Source organism: Microthrixaceae bacterium (assembly GCA_016702505.1).
Lineage (GTDB): Bacteria > Actinomycetota > Acidimicrobiia > Acidimicrobiales > Iamiaceae > Aquihabitans.
The window spans coordinates 248,757-266,553 of the sequence record JADJDU010000001.1; the positions used below are offsets into that span (position 1 = coordinate 248,757).

The 17,797-nt window shown below is 67.1% G+C and carries 15 protein-coding genes and 1 pseudogene; 9 read left to right on the top strand and 7 right to left on the bottom strand.

The genetic code is table 11. The annotated features are described in order from the left end of the window. Positions 1 to 3 precede the first annotated feature (3 nt). Complete coding sequence (pyk, locus tag IPG97_01170; GenBank protein MBK6855201.1) at positions 4 to 1,437, bottom strand: pyruvate kinase; 1,434 nt, start codon at positions 1,435 to 1,437, stop codon at positions 4 to 6. Positions 1,438 to 1,581: 144 nt separating this feature from the next. Here pyk and IPG97_01175 point away from each other — a divergent pair, with 144 nt between their 5' ends. The 5 genes from IPG97_01175 to IPG97_01195 all read left to right on the top strand — a co-directional run bounded on the left by IPG97_01175 (position 1,582) and on the right by IPG97_01195 (position 5,563). Beyond that, entirely contained in the window at positions 1,582 to 2,043 is a 462-nt protein-coding gene (locus IPG97_01175) for a hypothetical protein (GenBank protein MBK6855202.1), read from the top strand. An 85-nt stretch (positions 2,044 to 2,128) separates the two neighbouring features. Further along, positions 2,129 to 2,584 (top strand): NifU N-terminal domain-containing protein, encoded by a 456-nt coding sequence (locus tag IPG97_01180; protein MBK6855203.1) that lies wholly within the window; start codon positions 2,129 to 2,131, stop codon positions 2,582 to 2,584. Between the two features lie 51 nt (positions 2,585 to 2,635). Further along, positions 2,636 to 3,019: a cytochrome c gene (locus tag IPG97_01185; protein ID MBK6855204.1), complete on the top strand. Its 384-nt coding sequence runs from the start codon at positions 2,636 to 2,638 to the stop codon at positions 3,017 to 3,019. 112 nt (positions 3,020 to 3,131) lie between these two features. Beyond that, a complete protein-coding gene (locus IPG97_01190; GenBank protein MBK6855205.1) occupies positions 3,132 to 3,923 on the top strand; it encodes a hypothetical protein in 792 nt (263 codons plus the stop codon). After that, the gene (locus tag IPG97_01195) at positions 3,920 to 5,563 is read left to right on the top strand and encodes a DNA polymerase Y family protein (GenBank protein MBK6855206.1); all 1,644 of its coding nucleotides are present in this window, start codon (positions 3,920 to 3,922) and stop codon (positions 5,561 to 5,563) included. The genes IPG97_01190 and IPG97_01195 overlap by 4 nt, the downstream gene beginning before the upstream one ends. Before the next feature lie 81 nt (positions 5,564 to 5,644). Here IPG97_01195 and IPG97_01200 read toward each other — a convergent pair whose 3' ends face one another. Further along, positions 5,645 to 6,679, bottom strand: coding sequence for an isopenicillin N synthase family oxygenase (locus IPG97_01200; protein MBK6855207.1), 1,035 nt, complete (start codon positions 6,677 to 6,679; stop codon positions 5,645 to 5,647). Between the two features lie 146 nt (positions 6,680 to 6,825). Here IPG97_01200 and IPG97_01205 point away from each other — a divergent pair, with 146 nt between their 5' ends. Then, positions 6,826 to 7,764 (top strand): YceI family protein, encoded by a 939-nt coding sequence (locus IPG97_01205; GenBank protein MBK6855208.1) that lies wholly within the window; start codon positions 6,826 to 6,828, stop codon positions 7,762 to 7,764. Next, positions 7,673 to 9,034, top strand: coding sequence for a hypothetical protein (locus IPG97_01210; protein MBK6855209.1), 1,362 nt, complete (start codon positions 7,673 to 7,675; stop codon positions 9,032 to 9,034). Before IPG97_01205 ends, IPG97_01210 begins: the two co-directional genes overlap by 92 nt. A gap of 953 nt (positions 9,035 to 9,987) precedes the next feature. On the opposite strand, the pseudogene IPG97_01215 reads toward IPG97_01210, so the two are convergent. Then, positions 9,988 to 10,131 (bottom strand): annotated as a pseudogene (locus IPG97_01215) (fasciclin domain-containing protein). Between the two features lie 50 nt (positions 10,132 to 10,181). Further along, a complete protein-coding gene (locus tag IPG97_01220) occupies positions 10,182 to 11,153 on the bottom strand; it encodes an acyl-ACP desaturase (protein MBK6855210.1) in 972 nt (323 codons plus the stop codon). Positions 11,154 to 11,307: 154 nt separating this feature from the next. On the opposite strand from IPG97_01220, the gene IPG97_01225 reads away from it, so the two are divergent. Next, positions 11,308 to 12,936 (top strand): alkaline phosphatase D family protein, encoded by a 1,629-nt coding sequence (locus IPG97_01225; GenBank protein ID MBK6855211.1) that lies wholly within the window; start codon positions 11,308 to 11,310, stop codon positions 12,934 to 12,936. Here IPG97_01225 and IPG97_01230 read toward each other — a convergent pair. From IPG97_01230 to IPG97_01240, 3 genes are read right to left on the bottom strand one after another with little or no spacing between them, the layout of a single operon-like run. Continuing rightward, positions 12,920 to 13,846 carry a GDP-mannose 4,6-dehydratase gene (locus tag IPG97_01230; GenBank protein ID MBK6855212.1) on the bottom strand — a complete coding sequence of 309 codons (927 nt, stop codon included), beginning with the start codon at positions 13,844 to 13,846 and terminating at the stop codon, positions 12,920 to 12,922. The two genes, IPG97_01225 and IPG97_01230, sit on opposite strands and share 17 nt — an antisense overlap. A 56-nt stretch (positions 13,847 to 13,902) precedes the next feature. Next, complete coding sequence (locus IPG97_01235; GenBank protein ID MBK6855213.1) at positions 13,903 to 15,414, bottom strand: glycosyltransferase family 4 protein; 1,512 nt, start codon at positions 15,412 to 15,414, stop codon at positions 13,903 to 13,905. Beyond that, the gene (locus IPG97_01240) at positions 15,411 to 16,604 is read right to left on the bottom strand and encodes a glycosyltransferase family 4 protein (protein ID MBK6855214.1); all 1,194 of its coding nucleotides are present in this window, start codon (positions 16,602 to 16,604) and stop codon (positions 15,411 to 15,413) included. Before IPG97_01240 ends, IPG97_01235 begins: the two co-directional genes overlap by 4 nt. Before the next feature lie 132 nt (positions 16,605 to 16,736). On the opposite strand from IPG97_01240, the gene IPG97_01245 reads away from it, so the two are divergent. After that, positions 16,737 to 17,756: a glycosyltransferase family 4 protein gene (locus tag IPG97_01245; GenBank protein MBK6855215.1), complete on the top strand. Its 1,020-nt coding sequence runs from the start codon at positions 16,737 to 16,739 to the stop codon at positions 17,754 to 17,756. The last annotated feature ends 41 nt before the right edge of the window (positions 17,757 to 17,797 follow it).

The window sequence follows — 17,797 nt, forward strand, 5'->3', positions numbered from 1 at the left end:
GAATCAGCGGATGGGGATGAGCTGGAGCGAGTCGGTGGCCTGCCCCGGATAGTCGCTCGATCCCGACAGGACGCACACCAGGTCACCTCGCCGGATGTCTCCGGCTTCACGGGCCACGTTCAGGACGTGGGTGATCACGTGATCGTCGTGGTAGTCGACACCCAGCGGGTGAGGGATGGCCCCCCAGCTCAGCTTGATCTGGCGCAGGGCCTGGGTGTCGGAGCTGAACCCCAAGATCTTGGCCTGGGGCCGGAAGCGGGCGATGGCTCGCACCGTGAAACCGGTGCGGGTGATGCAGATGATGGCGCTTGCCTTCGACTCGCTGGCTGCGCGCCATGCCGCCATCGTCATCGAGTTGGTGACGGTGTCGTCTATGGACGGCTGCATGGTGGTGGCCATGGCGTGGACCCGCGCCCCCCAAGCGTCGTAGTCGAACTCGTCGTCGGCTCGGGCCGCGATCCGGGCCATGGTGGCCACCGCGTTCACTGGATCATGACCGATGGCCGACTCGCCCGACAGCATCAGCGCGCTGGACCCGTCGAACACAGCATTGGCGATGTCGGATGCCTCGGCCCTGGTCGGCGAAGGAGCGGTGACCATTGACTCCAACATCTGGGTGGCGGTGATGGCTGGGCGGCCCAGGGCGATGCAGCGCTGGAGGATTCGCTTTTGGAGGTGCGGCAGCTCCTCGATGGGTAGCTCCGCCCCCAGGTCACCTCTGGCGATCATGACCGCACCGGAGGCTTCGATGATGCTGTCCAGGTTGTCCACCGCGGCCCGGGTCTCGATCTTGGCGATGACCAAGGGGCCGCGAGGGTGGGGCTCAACACCGACCCGGCGCACGTCGTGGGCCGACCGGACGAACGACAGGGCCACCATGTCGATCCCCTCTTCCACGAAGGCATCGAGCATGTGTAGATCTTCGGGGGTGGGTGACGGGATGCGTAGCCGATCCGAGGGGATGTGGACACCGGGCCGACCCTGGAGCAGACCGCCGTGGGTGACCCGGGCGACTAGGTGGTCGCTGGCCCGCTCGTCGACCAAGGCCATGACCCCGCCGTCGCCGAAGGTGACTCGGTCGCCGACGTGGAGGTCGGCCAGAAGGCCATCGTGATCGACTCGGATGGCAGCTTCGGTGGAGCCTTCGTTACCAGGGGTGAGACGGATCAGGTCTCCTTCATCGAGATCCAGACCGCCCTCGGGCATGGCGCCGGCTCGAACCTTGGGACCGGGCAGATCGACCAGGACACCCAGGGGTCGTCCGAGGGAAGCCTCGACGCGACGAACCCGCCGGAACTTCTCGATGGCCTCGTCGAGGGTGCCGTGGGCCAAGCCGATGCGGGCCACGTCCATCCCGGCTTCGGCCAAGTCCTTGATCATGGCCTCGGAGTCGGAGGCGGGACCGATGGTGGCGATGATCTTGGTGCGGCGGGCCATGGTTCCAGTGTCGCACCGTCAGGTGCGGTTCCAACGAACCGGATTCGTCGAGGAGGTGGGCGGCGGGCGAACCCTCGGCGATCCTCGACTCCGAGGCGGGACCCGACTCGGAGAACACCCCGCCTGCTCCCTAGCGTTGGTCCCGTGAAACCTTCTGCTCAGGACCTGGGTCGGGCCGACCAACGCGAGGGTCGTGATGCTGACGCTTCGGACCGCTGGACCAGCCGGTTGGAACCGGCTTCGGTGGCGGTGTTCTGTGCCGTGACCCTGTTCATCTGGACCAACCGGATCTGGTTGGCGTGGACCAACCCAGACGACACCGTGGCCGAGAAATTGATCTGGTCCACCCCGATAACCCTGTTCGTGTTGGCGGCGTTGGCGCTGGGGGCATACATGGTCACCGGTGGAGATCGCGAGGATGCTCGCTTCACCCTGGGTGTGACCGGGTTCGCGGCCGGGACCGTCATCTACTGGGTGGTGCGGATCGCCATCATCGTGACCGCCGACCACCCCGTTGGGTTCAAGGTGGTGCACTCGGTCCTGGCCGTGGCATCGGTGGGCCTGGCGACGTGGGCCTGGCGGTCGGTTCGCCATCCAATGTCCTGACCCTGGGGTGATCGGATAGCAGCATCGCCCGAAGCCATGGGTGGATGACTGGCGTTCAGGGGGTTGGAACTACGATCCCGAGACCATGGGCCAGGTGATCGTCGTCAACGAGAAGCCATCGTCGAACCGCGGGGTCGTCCGCTTCGAGACCAACCGGATGCTCACCGGAACCGGTCACGAGCGCTATGCCCTGGACGAGGAGATCTGGGGCCAGCGCCCACCCGATGTCTTGGCCCGGCGTCTCTTCGCCAGCGGCCAGGTTCAGAACGTGCACGTCAACGGCAACATGGTCACCGTCGATCTGGCCAAGGGGCACGACAGCCAGGGTCTCAAGGAGATCGTCGAGCTCCTCTACCTGTACTACGACGAGGAGAAGACGGCCGCCTACCTCGAGGCCGAGGCCGAGAAGGCGGCCAAGGCCGCAGCAGAGGCGGCTGAAGCTGAAGCCAAGGCCGCAGCAGAGGCGGCTGAAGCTGAAGCCAAGGCTGCAGCAGAAGCAGCCGCCGAGACGGCCTCGGATTCGACGGCCACGGAGGGCTGACCCTTGGAGCATCGCCGCATCCCCGTTCGATCTGGTCGGAAACGGGCGGCGGTGTTGCTCACCGTCGCCGTGGCTCTTGGGGCTGGCGGCGTGCTGTCCGGCTGCGGAGACGACGCCCCAGCCAAGGTCGAGCTGAGCGCAGCGGGTCAACGAGGCAAGGCCGTGTCCGATGCTCAGGGGTGTCATTCGTGCCACACCATCGACGGACAGCGGAGTATGGGCCCTAGCTGGCAGGGGCTGGCCGGTTCCGAGGTGCAACTGGCAGACGGTGTCACCGTCACTGCCGACGAGGCCTATCTGGAGCGTGCCATCCGAGACCCTCGCTCTGAGGTGCGAGCCGGTTTCGAGAACCTGATGCCGGTGGCCTATGGCGATCTCACCGACGAAGAGCTGGCCGACCTCATCACCTACATCACCGAGGTCTCTGGGTCCTGATCTGGCTTCGGCCTTTATCCTGGATCCGCCGAGAGGCAGTGCCTTGGTCAGCCCTGGCAATTGATCTCAGGGATCAGTTGCAGGCATCGAACAAGTGTTCGATACTGGGTCCATGGCCGTCGCAGCACCCGATCTTGCATCTCTGGCATTGCTGGGTCAGCGGGTCAGGCCGGTGGTGGGGGCCACAGAACGAATCCTGGCTGTACCCGATGCATTGGCCTCCCTGCTTCCCCACGGGGGGCTTCAGCGTGGCTCGCTGGTAGCCACCAGCGGTACTGCATCCTCTTCGCTGGCTCTGGCCCTAGTGGGTCCCACCACCACCTCTGGAGGGTGGGTGGCGGTGGTCGGTCTACCTCACCTGGGTTTGGTGGCGGCTGCTGAACTGGGTGTGGATCTGGAGAGGGTGCTCCTTGTCGATGAACCCGGTCCCGATCGGTGGGCGTCATCGGTGTCGGCCGTGCTCGACGCGGTAGAGGTGGTGTTGTGCCAGCCAGCGCGCCCGGTATCGGCCGGTGTCCACCGTCGGCTCAGCGCCCAGGCCCGTGACCGCGGCTCGGTGATGGTGCAGGTGGGGGGTTCTCAGGGGCGCTGGGCCTCCGCACCTGACTTGGTGTTGGAGGCGTCGGCGGCCCGGTGGCGTGGGGTGGGTCTGGGGCATGGTCATCTTCGAGGTCGACTGGCCCAGGTCTCGGTGACGGGCAGACGGGGGGCCGACCGTCCCCGTCGGGCCCATCTCTGGCTCCCGGCTCCCGGTGGGGGGGTGGCGGTGGTGGAGGACCCCGGTGCCGGCACTGGCACTGGCACTGGCACTGGCACTGGCACTGGCACTGGCATGGGCACTGGCACCGGTGCGGGCGTGGTGGGCAGGTCGGTGTGGGCCGACCACCTCGGAGCGGCAGGGTGAGCGGAGATCTTCCCACCCGGACCGTGGTGGTCCACTGCCCGCACTGGCCGGTGGTAGCCGCGGCCCGAGGGAGCGACGGTGGCAAGACGCCCGGGAACGGCGCAGAGGCTTCCGAACCCGAGGCCATGGTGGTGGTTCGGGCCAATCGGGTGGTGGCCGCTTCGCCCGAGGCTCGTCGTGTCGGCGTAGAGGTGGGTATGCGGCGACGGGAGGCTCAACGTCGCTGCCCTCATGCAGATGTCGTGGGACACGATCCCGATCGTGACGCCCGGTGCTTCGAGCCGGTGGCTGCCGCATTCGACGTCCTCACCCCCGGGGTAGAGGTTTCGGTGCCGGGTACTTTGGCCTTCGCCACCCGGGGTCCGTCGCGCTACACGGGGGGAGACGAATCCCTGGCCGAGCGCACCGGTTGGATCGCCACTGGAGCCACCGGGGGGGCCGAGGTGGGGGTCGGCGTCGCCGACGGTTCGTTCGCCGCCCTGCTGGCGGCCCGTCAGTCGATCCGCCAGGGCCAGCCGGTTGTGGTGGCCCCAGGAGAATCTCCGGGCTATCTGGCTTCGCTCCCGGTGGCTGCGCTCACCCGAGCGGCGTTGGACTTGGCGGTTCCGGTCGAGTTGACCGAACTGTTGGCGCGGCTCGGTCTGAAGACGATCGGTCAGGTAGCCCAGTTGGATGGGGCCGATCTGCTGGGTCGCTTCGGTGAGATGGGGGTCGTCGTCCACCGTCTGGCCCGAGGGTTGGATGCCCGTCCCCTAGCTGCCCGTCGTCCCGCTCCGGAACTGAAGGTCAGCCGTGAGGTGGATCCGCCGGCCGACCAGGTCGACCGGGCTGCGTTCGTGGCCCGAGTGCTGGCCGGGGAGTTGCACGAGTCTCTTGAAGGTCGGGGACTGGCCTGTACCCGGGTGCTGGTGGAAGCCGAGACCGATCACGGTGAGACCTTGGCCCGTCACTGGCGTCATGAGGGGGCCTTGACCCCGGCGGCCCTCACCGACCGGGTTCGCTGGCAGCTCGACGGTTGGCTCTCCGGTGGAGCTGCGGTGCGACCCACCGCCGGCATCGTTCGGATCACCTTGGTGCCCGTCGAGGTGGTGGCGGCCCGGGGTCGTCAGCTCGGTTTCTGGGGTGGAGAGACCTTGGTGGATGAGCGGATTCTGCGGGCGGTGGCCCGACTCCAGGGCACCTTGGGGGCCGGTTCGGTGCGGGTAGCTGAGATGCGTGGGGGGCGTGGCCCTGCGGATCGGGTGGTCCAGGTCCCGGTGGAGACGGTTGACCTCACTACCCACAGGCCCGCGGCCCGACTGGTCGAGGTGGACGGTCCCTGGCCGGGTCGGGTGCCCGATCCGGCCCCGGCTTCGGTACTGGAACCCCCTGAACCGGTGCAGGTGTTGGACGTTCACGGCCACCCGGTAGTGGTTACCGGTAGGGCCGAGGTCTCCTCTCCGCCGGTTCGGTTCTCCCGGCGTGGTCAGCCGGCGCGCAAGGTGGTGGGGTGGTGTGGGCCGTGGCCGGTGGAGGAGCGATGGTGGGATCCAACCCGGCATCGTCGTCGGGCCCGGTTCCAATTGGTCGATGACACCGGTGATGCACACCTTTTGGCCGTCGAGTCGGGCCAATGGTGGTTGGAGGCCATATACGACTGATCCGCGAGGTGAGTCGAGGCGGGTCGCCAGTCACCCCGGGTCGGATGAGTCGTGACCAGTCCAACGGGATGTGATCATTCGTCAGGTGTTCAGCGAAGGGAAGATCTTAGCCACCTTGGCAGTGAGGTAGTCCCCATAGGTGCCTCGGTACTCGTGGACGCTGGTCTCGTCCCAGCGGGTCAGGGCATCGTCGGTGGGGGGTTCGCCGTCCATGGGTAGGGGTGTCACCTCGGCATCCCAACTGGGATCGAAGAAGAACGGGAACGACAATCGATCGACAGCGGTGGCCAGAACACGGTGGGGCGTGGAGCGGTACCGGCCTCCGGTCATGCGGTCGAGCATGTCTCCGATGTTGCACACGAAGCTGTCCGGTCTGGGATCCACGTCCAGCCATCGTCCGTCCCGGCGGACCTGGAGACCGCCCGAACCGTCTTGGGCCAGCAGCGTGAGCAGTCCGTAGTCGGTGTGTTCGGCCACGCCCCAACGCGGGGAGGTGGCATCCGGGCCCACCGATGTGGGGGAGTCCACCGGAGCGGCAAGAGCGGGAGGGTAGTGGAAGATGCGGAACAACACCGTCGGGTCGGCGGTGAGGTTGGTTGCGAACCAGTTCGGTCCCAGCCCCAACGCCAGTGCCAGTCCGACCATGATCTGTTGGGCTAGGCCGGTCATGGCCGCCATCCATTCCAAGACGATCGGCTTCAGGTCGGGCGGGTAGGCCGGGAACAGGTTGGGGCCGTGAAGCGCAGTACCGGCCCGCACCCGGGGATGGTCGAGATCGAGCTCGGCACCGAAGTAGAGGCCTTCCTTCAGGTCGGGCTGTCCAGAGGTGAGCTCTCCGCCCACGGGGAACCAGCCTCGCCATGCATTACCGGCTCGGGGCATGGCCACGTCGGCCTTCACCGTGTCGGGGAGATCGAAGAAGGCCCGGGAGGCCCGGTCGAGACGGCGCTGGAGGTCAGGGATGACGCCGTGCCCGGTGATCAAGAAGAATCCGTCACGACGGCAGGCTTCATCGATCTGGCGGGCGACCTCCATCTGGTCGGGGTCCGCAGGTGAGGTCAACGGGGGATCGCGTTTGGCGGTCAGGGCGGACACGTCGATCACCGGTAGCTGCATCGGTGTCGGTCTAGCGCCGTGGCCGGGGTCGGGCCCAGCGACCCGTCAGGAAGTCGCACGCAACATGCAAATATCTGCCAGAATCCGGGGCGGCCCGCGTCAAAGGGGACGCGGGTCATCAGATCGCACGAGGGGTGTACGCGCACATGGCCGACCAAGACCAGGTCGAAGAGCTGTCAGTTCCAGAACCGCCTGCTGGCGGTCCGGACGGAGCATCCAAGCGTCGCATGGTTCGCCGCCTGTCGGTGGCGGGCGTGGCCCTGGGCCTTGCGGTCGTGGGCACCTTCGCCTATCAGCAGATCAAGCCGGTCGTCGACGCCCAGCGCTTCGCCACCGTTACCAAGGAGGTGCCCCGAGCACCTCGGCTGACCCCGCGCGACGGGGAGACCCTCCTGCGGATCGATCCGACCCGTTCCTCGCTCACCTACGAGGTGAACGAACAGCTAGGTGGGCGCACCACCGGCACAGCCAAGGGCTCCACCAGTGGCATCGCCGGTGATGTGGCCCTCAATGAGGGCGCGCTGGAGAAGAGCCGCATCGGACAGATCGTGGTGAACATCGAGCAGTTCGAGTCCGACAACAACCTCCGCGACGCCCGCATCCGCCAGGACTTCCTCCAGTCCAACCAGTTCCCGCTGGCCACCTTCGACCTGGACAAGATCGTCGGGCTCACCGGTGCGGCCACGGAGGGGAAGTCCTATGACTTCACCATCGAAGGAAACGTGACGGTGAAGGGCAAGCCCGCCACCGCCACCTTCGACGTGACCGCCACATGGAAGGACGGTGAGCTCGTCGCGACCGCCACCACGGTGGCCAAGCTGTCTCGCTTCGACGCCGGGCCCATCTCCATCGCCGGGTTGGTCCAGACCGAAGACGACGTCCGGCTGACCCTCGAGTTGGTGGCCGTCGACCCGGCCACCACCGAGGTTGCTTCGACGATCGAGAAGCAGTCCCGGATCGAATCAGATGCCGAAGGGGTGCCGTCTTATGCCCGTGACGTGCAGCCGATCCTCGCCGAGCACTGCGTCATGCCACATCTCGGGCCAGTTCGGGGCCCACACGCTCACCATGGACGATGCCGGTGACGTGAAGGCCGTCTCCGACGGGCTCAAGACCGTCACCCAAGCTGGATACATGCCGCCGTGGTTCGCATCCGATGAGGGTGTCGAGCTGGCGCACAAGCCCGACATCTCCGACGCCGAGATCGCCACGCTGGCGGCGTGGGCTGATGCCGGCGCCCCCCTCGACGTGCCGGCCACGACCAAGCTGAAGCCGACCAAGGAAGCAGCCGATCTCCTGCCCCGCCAGGACCAGAAGATGTTCATCCCGAGCTATACCGGCTCCACGGACAACACCAACGACTATCGCTGCTTCGTGCTGGAGCCCGAGATCACCGAGCCGGTCTTCATGACCGGTTACACGTTCCTGGCCGACCAGGTCCCCCAGCTTCACCACGCCCAGGTGTTCCACATCTCCGAGGAGCAACGGACCAACGCACTGGCGATGTCGGGCGAGGGTGGCCAGCCCGGTTGGTCCTGCTACAGCAGCCCGAGCATCCCTGGGCGTCGACCGGATCGAGATCCGGGAAAACCCCGGCACCGAGACGTCGGCTTTGCTGGTCAGGCCAACTTGGTGGCGGGCTGGGTACCCGGCCAGTCCCCGGTGATCTTCCCGGAGAACTCCGGCATCTTGTTGGAGCCCGGCGATGCCCTGGTCATGCAGATCCACTACCACTTCGGTGGCACGCCTGTGGCCGATCGGTCGGGTTTGGCCATCCAGCTCACCCCGGACACCCCCGATGTGAAGGAGATGCGGGTGGTCAATCCGCTGGCTCCCGTCGAAGTGCCGTGCCTACCCGAGGACGCCGACGCTCCGCTCTGTGACCGCGCCGCGGCCATGGAAGAGAACGTCCGGTTGTATGGCCCGTCGGGGGCTGGAACTCAGAACGGGCTTCTCATGTTGTGCGGCCGGTCGCCTGAGGAGTTGGCTGCCACCTTCGATGGTCGGTTCGCCCGGTCATGGTGCGATCTGGTGGTGCCCGAGGACGGCATCATCACCGGCGTGCTCGGACACATGCACACGATCGGCTCCTCGCTTCGGCTCACCCTCGACGTCGACACACCGCAGGAACAGATCCTCTTGGACATCCCTGACTGGAGCTTCGACTGGCAGATGAACTACGGGCTGGCCAAGCCGCTCCGAGTGAAGGCCGGTCAGCCGTTGCGGCTGGAGTGCTCCTGGGACCGGGACAAGGCCGTGGGCCGAGTTCCGAAGTACATCATGTTCGCCGAGGGCACCGAGGACGAGATGTGCTTCGCCACCTACTCACTCATACCTGACCGTCAGGATCGCTGACCTTCTGGATCCGCCGAAAGGCAGAGCCTTCCGGCAGAGTTCGGTCGCCGGCCTGACGGTCGTCGTCCTCGCTGTTGCTAGGACCGTTAGTCGAGGACGAGTTCGGCGAGGCGGCGACGGAGGTCGGCCTGGTCGGGGTCGAGGTCATCACCTCGTGAGGTGATCCGCAGGGGATGGTTGGGATCGTCGTCGACGATGATGGCTTCGCCGTCGTCGAAGGCGCGGTGGCCTGCTACCTCCAACGACGTGTACTCGACGGTGAACCCCGAATCCTGCTCGGCCGCAACCCACGCGTCCCACTGGTCTCCGGGAGCGGTGGTCACCTCACCAGAGCTGCCGTCCTCGAAGGACAGGTGGCATCCGCTGGGGTTGATGGTCAGGTCGTCGATGACGATGACCCCACCAGTAGGCCCGGTCGACTCCAGGGTCCCGAACGACTCCGGTGCCATGGCGCCGATCTCGTCGCAATCCATGTCGGCCTCGGTGACCAGACCAGATCCCTCGGCGAGCACCGACTCGGCCAGCTCTCGGGCCAGGGGCAGCGACGGTTCATCGTCGTCGCCGTAGGCGGTGACGAACACCATGGCCCCGTCGACGAGGACCACAATGTCGGTCCCGGATCGGTAGGCATCCTCGCCCAGATCCTCCAGCGGTTCCATGCCGTCGTCTACGAAGTCGGCCTTGATTCCTGCCTCTGCGGCGTCGAAGAACGAGCCGTCGGCGTCGTGGCCCCTGACCCTGGTGATGTTGACCTCGCCGTCGGAACCGTCGGTCAGCTCGTAGGAGCATCCCTCGTAGTCGTAGTTGAAGGATCCTCCGTCGCTGTTGGACGAACTGGATCCGCCAAGGCTCGGGGTCATCTCGGTGGGTCCACCTAGGAGCTCCTCGACCGCGGCGGTGTCGGGGCATCCCGGAAGGTCGTCGATTCCGGCACGGCTGGTGGTGGTCTCGGCCGCGGTGGTCGTGGTGGTGGTGGTGGTTCGTTCGGCCTTGGTGGTCGACGACGACGTCGACTCGTCGCCGCCACCGCAGCCGGCCAGCGCGGCGGTGGTCACCATGGCGGTCAACATCAGTGCCTGTGCAGATCGGGAGCGCATGGCCATTGCGTAGCAGAACTCGGGACGGACTGGCCCGATGGGTGGCTGAGTCAGCCGACTCCCACCAGCGTGGGTTCAGGTCGTTCGTCAGCGGATGTGGCCAGGGCGGTCTCGGCTGCTTCGGCGCGACGGCTGGCGAAGCGGCGTCCGGCCTTGTCGATGCGTTCCATTCGTTTGAGGAGCTTGGTCCTAGCTGCCTCCGCCTCGGGGTTGAGGCCCTCGATCTGGTCGATGGACCACTGGCGCAAGATGACGGGGACCAGGACCGAGTCGTGGTGGACGCTGAAGTCGTAGATCCCGACGCGGGCGATGGCGTGGGCGTGGGACTCGAAGTCGACGATTCCGGTGCCGGGCATCTCGAACTCCCGGACCTGGCGTTCGGCGGCGATGACCATGGCCGACGGGTTGATCTCCAGCGCGGCAGTACCCAGGTCGCGGTAGAAGAGGTGGTGACGGTTCTCGTCGGCGGCGACGCGCTTCATGACTTCGTAGCCGGCCTTGTCGTTCATGAGCTTGCCGGTGTTGTAGTGGGCGATGCGGGTAGCCAGTTCCTGGAGGGCCACGTACACGATGCCGTCGGTCAAGAAGTCGGGGCTGGGTACCTGACCGCCGGAGACCTGGTGCATCCGGGCGCGCTCGAGGGCCACGGGGTCGATGGTCCGGGTGACGGTCAGGTAGTCGCGCATCACGATGGAGTGGCGACCCTCCTCGGCGGTCCAGCGTCGTACCCAGGTTCCCCACGCGCTGTCGTTGCCGAACATGGTCTCGATGGTGTGGAAGTAGTACGGCAGGTTGTCTTCGGTGAGAAGGTTCACGAACAGGCTTGACCGCACGGCAGGATCGAGGTCCACCTCTTTGGGGTCCCATTCCTGGCCCGCTTCGAAGTCCCGACCGCGGCTCCAGGGCACGAGCTCGTGGGGGAACCACTCCTTGGAGGTGGCCAGGTGCTTGTCCAGCAGGTCGGCTGCAACCGGCTCGAGCTCGTTGAGCAGTGCGATCTGTTCGGGGGACAGCTGCAACATCCCGTCAGCCTACCTACCGGTAGGTAGGCTGACAACAGAAGCGTTTGCCCGCCCATCGATCGGTCGCAGATGGCACAATTCCCGGCCCTGATCGATCGGCGCTCGAGCGGTCTCCACCGAAGTAGCCGAAACCCCTCGAAGGAGGACCCCGCCGATGTCTTCGCAATGGTCCAAGCCAGATACCAGCGGTGGTAATCCCGTCAGCCTTAGCCGGAGGGCGTTCCTGACCGCGTCGGTCGCCACCGTCACGCTGGCCGCCACCGGATGCTCGGACCCGGGTCCGGCGACGACGTCGGCGGACCGCCCGACCTCGCCTGGAGCGGGACAGAGAACCACCACCTCTCACAGCGCCAAGTTGGCATCAGACCCGTTCACCCTGGGGGTCGCATCAGGCGATCCCCTGGCTGACAGGGTGATCCTGTGGACCCGACTGGCCCCAGACGCTCTGGCTGGCGACGGCTCCGGGGGAATGTTCTCTGACCCGGTCGATGTGGCGTGGGAAGTAGCCATCGACGCTCGCTTCACCAAGATCGCCACCAAGGGCACCTTCACCGCTCGCTACGACCACGGACACAGCGTGCACGTCGACGCCGACGGCCTGGATCCCGCCACTGACCACTTCTACCGGTTCCGGGTCGGCGAATGGACCAGCCCAATCGGTCGGACTCGGACCCTCCCAGTGGGCACACCAGATCGCTTCACTCTGGCGGTGGCGAACTGTCAGATGATGGAGACGGGGGCATGGGCCGCCTACCGTCACCTTGCCGCCCGCGATGTTGACCTGGTACTCCACCTCGGCGACTACATCTACGAGTACCCCGGGGTACCGGGCGCACGCATGTCCCAGCCTGCCCATGCGGTGGTCACACTGGAGGACTACCGCATGCGCTATGCGTCCTATCGCCTCGACCCTGACCTCCAGGCTGCGCACGCCAGCGTACCGTTCGTGGTGACGTGGGACGATCACGAGGTTGCCAACAACTACATGGGCGACGTTGTCCCTAACACAGAGGCAGGAGGCGACCTGGATCGCAAGGCCGCCGCCTACCAGGCATGGTGGGAGAACCTGCCGGTGCGCCTCGACCCACCTGAGGGTTCGGTCCTCGACGTGCACCGCCGGTTCGAGGTTGGGAACCTGGCTCGCCTTCACGTCCTGGACGAGCGTCAACACAGCGACCTACCACCCTGTCGTCCCGACCCCCGCGACACCACCGACTTCGGAGATTGCGACGCCCGCACCGACGAGGATCGGTCACGACTGGGGGTCGAACAGGAGAAATGGCTGGCCGACGGGCTGGCCCGCGGGGGAGTCACCTGGAACCTTCTCGGCAACCCGGTCGTGTTGGCCGGAGTGGACAGTGGAGCACCCGACGGTGACCCCGCCTACTACCTGGATGTGTGGGACGGCTTCCCCCAGGCCCGAGCCCGGCTCATCGACCAGCTCGCCGGTTCGACCAACCCGGTCGTGCTCACCGGCGATTACCACCAGGGGATGGTGCTCGATGTCCACGCTGTCCCCTTCGATGTCGATTCTCCGGTGGTGGCACCCGAGTTCATGGCCGTGCCGGTGTCTTCGGTGCTGTTCAGCCAGGATGTGAGCGCCCGAACCCCTCACCTGCGCGAACAGCTAGACCACCACGGTTACCTGGAAGTGGAGCTGACACCAGATCGGCTCACGGCCCAGTTCCAGGTGGTGGCAGATGTGGCGGACCCGGCAAGCGCGGTCTCGGTCGCGTCCCGTTGGGTGGTCGATGCCGGGGATCCGGTTACCCGGCCAGCCTGACCCGCCAGTCCTCCAACAAGTCGGTGAGCGTCTGGGCGATCGGGATGTCGGGCTGCCAGCCGGTGGCATCGGTGAGGCGCTGGTGGCTTCCACGCAGCACCGGTAGTTCGACCGGACGAAGGAGGGCCTCGTCCACTTCCAGACGCAGTGGCACCCGAGCCTGGGCCACAAGCTGGTCGGCCAGATCCCGGACCGCCAGATCGACCCCAGAGCACACGTTGTAGACCTGCCCCGGTTCACCTCGTTCCACCAGCAGCCGGTAGGCCCGCACCACGTCGCGGACATCGGTGAAATCCCGTCGGGCCGACAGGTCGCCGACGGTGATCACCTCTCCGCCTTCGACCTCGGCGCGGGCGATGCGCGACGCCAGAGCGGGAGCGACGAACTTGTCGGTCTGGCCGGGGCCGAGGTGGTTGAAGGCACGGACGCGGAGCACCGGCAACTGACGTCCGAGCCAGGCCTGGAGGCCCAGATAGTCGGCGGCCACCTTGGATGCGGCGTAGGGACTCGCTGGTCGCAGCGGTGAGTCCTCGGTCAGCGGAAGCTCATCTGGGGTGACGATCCCGTACACATCGGCGCTCGACACGGCCAGCACACGCTCCACACCGGCGGCGGTGGCCGCCGACAAGACGTTGAGCGTTCCTTCGGCGTTGGCCCGGAACGCCTCCACCGGGTGTTGCCAGGACCCACCCACGTCGGCCCAGCCGGCCAGGTGGTACACCACCGTCGGCCGGGTGCGCTCCAAAAGCGAGGTCACGGCGTTGGCGTCGGTGATGTCGATCCCACCGGTTTCGCGATCCACCCCGATTACGTCGTCACCGGCTTCTTCGAGGTGACGGATGAGGTGGCGGCCGACGAACCCCGACGCCCCGGTAACCAGGGCCCTCATCGGGGACGACATGGTGGACATGGCGGGCGATCATAGGGCCGCAATCGGGGCCCGCTTCCCGTGGGCGTGACCGCGGGTCAATGGTTGGGCGGTCCGGGCCGATCTGTCGGCGAATCGTGGGCCATCTCGTCGGACAGCTCTTCCAGGCGGGCATCGGTGGTCTCGGCCGCCTGGAGCGATGCCTTCTGGAGGCGCACGAGCTGTTCGCGCAACGGGTCCACCTCCCAGGCGATGACCCTTCGGATGACCTTCTTGACGGTGGACACCCCGGGGCGGGCCGATGTGGCCGGCGGCGGGGGGACGGGCCTTAGTCGTCTCAGCGGAAGGGCGGCTGTGGCCGGTTGAGCTGCGGTGGCGTGGGTACGGGCCCCGGTCCGGCTGATGACTCCTCGGTTGGCGGCGGACCGGCGTCCGATCTCGGCCATGACCGTGGTGCGGTCCACGGGGCCATCGAAGGTCCACGCCGACACCGTGGCGTCAGCCGATTCCGACACGTCGCCGCTCGAGTCACCGCGGTTTGTGCGGCCGTCGTCTAGTTCGGTGGTGCCGTCTGAGGGTGCCGAGCCTCCGATCACCGCGGCCCGGAGCGCGGCCGCAAGCTGGAGGTTGTCGTCCACCAGCACGGCGCCGGGGTCGTCGGCGAGCTGGTGTTCGAGGCTGCCCACCCGGGTGGCGATGACCGGCCGGTCGAGCAGTCGGGCCCGTTCTGCCACCCCCGACGACCAGATGTGGCGGTAGGGCAAAACCACGGTGTCAGCGGCCACGATCCACCGGTCGAAGGCCTCGTCGGACAGGTATCCGAGGTGTAGGTGCACACCGGGGATCTGGGACTCCAGGGCCTCCAGCTCCCGCTCGTGGTCGGCGGCGGCCGGATCGTCTATGCGAACCGATCCCACAATGTGCAGCGAAGCGCCCTTGTCGGCCAGGCCTCGAAAGGCGGCTGCGGCCCGGTCGAACCCCTTGTGGGGCTGTACGAATCCGATGCACACGAAGACATGGTCGGACTGGGCCAGCCCGAGTGAACGCCTCGCTTCGGCCCGGTCGGTGGTGGTGCGAGGCTCGAAGTCAGCTCCGTGGTCCACCAGCACGACTCTGTTGGAGGGAACCTTGAACTCATCGGTCACCATGGCCACGTCGCCTGGGCTGTGTACCTCCACCCGGGTAGCAGCCCTGAACACGGCTCGGGTGGCGAACGCCGACGGATCGGTGGTCCCGACCCAGCGTCGGTCCACCTCGTGTAGGCGGATCACCACATTGGGCCCTGACCGGAAGGCGGTGGCCAAGGCTATTCCGGTGGAGATCCGAGACGAGGGCGTGGCGGGATGGTCATAGAAGAAGTCGGGGTGGAACTGGATGATCACCTCGTCGAAGCCGGCCATGAGTCGGCGGAGCCCGAGCGCGCCGCGGGGGCCTCGGAGGTCGAGGTGGTGGTGGGCGGCGGAGGGTGAGGGGGAGCACACCTCGACGTGATGGCCGGCCCGACGGAGCGACCGGACCTGTTGAACGGCGAACGTGCCGATGCCGTCTCGAATCGGCGGGTACGGACTCACCACCAGGATGCGGCGGGGCGGGGTGGAGGTGGCGGTCATGCTCGTCCGGCCAGCTCGTCGAGGCTGGCCTCCATGCGATCGAGGGTGACGGGCCAGGTGTAGTTCTCGAGAACATAGGCCCGGCCCGGCCCGGCCAGCGCCGCTGCCGCGTCGGGCGCCTCGGCGATGAAGCGCAGGCATTGCTCCAGGTCGGCATCGTCCTCGTAGGTGAGGCCGGCGCCAGACCGTTGGCAGTGCCATGCCACCACCGGGCTGGCGGCGTTGGCGATGACGGGCGTACCGGCCAGCCACGCCTCCATGACGGTGCGTGAGAAGGACTCCAGGGCCGAAGGTTGCAGGTAGCCGCTGGCGGCGGCGAAGGCATCGTCTCGGTCGCGGTCTGAGACCAGGCCCAGATCGTGGATGAGGTGGGCCACGTCGTCGGGGATGTGGACCTCGCCGACACCGATGGTCACCAGGTGCAGGTCGACGTCTTCTTTTCGCACGGTGGCCACGAACCCGTCCAGGAGCTGCTCCCAGCCCTTGGCCCCTTCGCGTCGCCCGGCGTAGAGGACGAACGGCACGTCCCCCAGCCCGTGGCGGGAGCGGAAGCCACTCGGGTCGTAGCGCTCGGGTACGGGCACGCCTTCACCGATCACCGACGCCGGCGCGTGACCGGGAGCGATTGAGTCGAGTAGAGCCAGTTCGGGGTCGGTGTTGAGCCACAGACGGGCCACCCCGTTGAACAGGGGCTCGAACAGCTCGAAACGAGCCTCGGGCTCATCGTGGAGGCAGGGACGAAGGATGGTGCGTTCGGGGGCAACGAGGCCGCAGGCGAAGCTGGTCCAGAACAGGTACGGCGACACGACGATAGCGTCGTAGTCCTGGCCGTGGTCCAAAAGCTCGTGGAACAATTCGGGCACCCGAAGCCCGTCGTTCATCCACGCCTCCTGCTCGCCCAGCGAGGGTTGTTCGCCGAGGGCAAGGCGCTGGGCGACGGTGGCTCGGGCCCGACCGGATGTGTCGTTCACCACCGGGAACCGCTGGATGGTCACGGGCCCGTCGGTGCTGACACCGGCCCGATAGTGGTTGGCCCAGGTGTAGTGGTCTCGGGCGCAGGTGGTCAGGACGTCGACCTTCCAGCCCCGGGTGGTCATGCCGTGGGCTACTTCGCGCAGCACCAGCTCGGCACCGCCGATCACGTCGGGTCCGTATCGAGGCGGGACCAGGGCCAGGCGCGGAACGTCCACGGGGCTACAACGTACCGGCGCCAGCCCGCCCACCCGGACCGGCGGGGTGCAGGGGTGGGGTTGGCTCTGGCGCTGCGGATCCGGGACGCTGGGGTGTTGTTGATGGCCGATGGTCCGCGAGACTCCCAGGCGATGGATGTTCTGGTCTGTGCCACCCAGGTGCCGTTCATGAGTGGCGGCCTCGAGCTGATGGTCGACAACCTGGTCGATGCCCTGCACGGTGCAGGGCATCGAGCCGAGGTCGTGGCTCTGCCAACGGCGTGGGACCGCGATCGCCTGTTCGATGCCGCCATGGCGTGGCGCATGATCCCCCTGGATGCCGAACTGGTGATCCCGGTCAACTTCCCGGCCTACTTCGCCCGTCACCCGAACAAGGTGCCGTGGCTGGCCCACCAGCACCGCGCCGCCTACGACGCCTTGGGGCAGCCTTGGAGCGACTTCCGCCTGGACCAGGCCAGCATCGACGATCACCGTCAGCTCCTCGACTGGGACATCCGGGCGCTGGGAGAAGCCCAGCGTCGCTACACCATCTCCGAGGTGGTGGCTAGTCGCCTGAGACGGTGGGGTGGTCTCGAGGCCACGGCGCTGTACCAGCCGCCACCGCTGGCTGAACGCCTGCGACCGCGCCGCGGTGGGTCAGGTGACCACATCTTGTGTCCGACGCGCTTGGAGGGGAACAAGCGCCCCGGTCTGTTCCTCGAAGGCCTGGCGGCCATGCGTCAGCGGGTGCCAGCCGTCCTGGCCGGGCGAGGGTCCCTTGCCGGAGATCTCGAGGCCCAGGTTGATCGACTGCGACTGGACGGCCGCGTCGCGCTACCCGGATTCGTGTCCGACGACGAACTTGTCGATCTGTTCAGGGCCGCGACCGCAGTAATGTACGCCCCCTTCGACGAGGACTACGGGTTCGTTACCCTCCAGGCCTTCCTCGCCGGCGTTCCGGTGGTCACCACCGCCGACTCCGGCGGTGTGCTGGAGTGGGTCGAACACGAGGTGACGGGTCTGGTCACAGACGGGTCGCCCGAGGCCATGGGGGCGGCGCTGGATCGCCTGGTGGATGACCCCGAACTGGCGGCCCGCTTGGGTCGAGCCGGACGGGAACGGGTGGTGGACCTGTCGTGGGATCACGTGGTCACAACGTTGGTGGGCGGGTGAGCGTGGTGGACCGGTCAGCAGAGCTGCGAGGCCACGCTTCA